The organism is Rhodococcus sp. NPDC056960, from assembly GCF_042674125.1.
In the GTDB taxonomy this organism is placed as follows: Bacteria; Actinomycetota; Actinomycetes; order Mycobacteriales; family Mycobacteriaceae; genus Rhodococcus_F.
This window is the reverse complement of sequence record NZ_JBHURF010000091.1, coordinates 1-1231: the sequence shown is the minus strand read 5'-3', so window position 1 is coordinate 1231 and position 1231 is coordinate 1. Positions and strand designations below refer to the sequence as shown.

Sequence of the window (1231 nt, the reverse complement as noted above, 5' to 3'; positions counted from 1 at the left end):
GGCGGGTTCAACCGGTCGTTGCAACATCCCTGATGATGAGGGGTGTTTGAGATGGTGATGATCGGTCGGCCGCCGGCTTCGGAGCAGGCGCGGCTGTTGTTCTGGGAGTGTCGCACGCAGGGTTCGACGGTCGTGGAGGCGGCGTGTGCCGCCGCAGTGACCGCCTCGACCGCGCGCCGGTGGATCATCGACTCCGGTGGGGTTCGTCCCCGCCGGAGTCCACCACCGTCGGGCCGGTTCCTGTCCCTCACGGACCGCGAACAGATCGACGTGATGGTGCGCGAGGGCAGCAGCGTCGTGCAGATCGCGGCGGCGTTGGGGCGGCATCGGACCACGATCAGCCGGGAGATCGAGCGGGGCACGAACCGGCGCGGTTACTACGTTGCCTCCACCGCGCACCGGGCCGCGCAGGCGAGGGGACGGCGACCGAAATCGGCGAAGCTCGCCGTCCACGATCGGCTGCGGGCGTTCGTGGAGAAACAGTTGAAGAAGAAGTTGTCTCCGGAGCAGATCTCCCGGACCCTGGTGCGCAGATTCCCGAACGATCCGGAGATGCGCGTGTCCCACGAGACGATCTATCTCTCCCTCTACATCCAGGCCCGCGGCGGCCTCAAACGGGAGCTGACCACCGCGTTACGGACCGGGCGGGCACTGCGCAAGGGCCACCGCAAACCCGATGAGCGGCGCGGCCGGATCCCGAACATGATCAATATTTCCGACCGGCCCGCCGAGGCCGAGGACCGGGCGGTCCCCGGGCACTGGGAGGGTGATCTGATCATGGGCGAAGGCAACCGGTCGGCGATCGGCACCCTCGTCGAACGCAAGACCCGGTTCGTGATGCTGCTGCACCTGCCCGACGGGTACTCCGCCGAGAAGGTGCGTGAGGCGATGGCGGCGAAAATCCAGCAACTTCCGTCCGCGTTGGCGCGGTCGATCACCTGGGATCAGGGCACCGAGATGCATCAACACGCCAGGTTCACCGTCGACACGGGGGTGCAGATCTACTTCTGCGATCCGCACTCCCCATGGCAACGAGGCTCGAACGAGAACACCAACGGGCTGCTGCGTCAGTACTTCCCCAAGAGCACCGACCTGTCCGTGCACTCGGCCGAGCATCTGCAGTTCGTCGCCGACGAACTCAACGACCGACCCCGCAAAACCCACGACTGGCATACTCCAACCGAGAAGCTCAACGAACTACTTGATGTTGCGATGACCGCATGAATCCGCC

Annotated in this window: 1 protein-coding gene; it reads left to right on the top strand. The window is 65.6% G+C overall.

The features are described from left to right. The first annotated feature begins 51 nt into the window (after nt 1-51). Complete coding sequence (locus ACFTWF_RS45035; RefSeq protein WP_378467535.1) at nt 52-1224, top strand: IS30 family transposase; 1173 nt, start codon at nt 52-54, stop codon at nt 1222-1224. Nucleotides 1225-1231: the final 7 nt, after the last annotated feature.

Bases quoted from the DNA above. Each gene is read 5' to 3' on its own strand.
- ACFTWF_RS45035 (WP_378467535.1), top strand. From the start codon at position 52: ATGGTGATGATCGGTCGGCCGCCGGCTTCGGAGCAGGCGCGGCTGTTG.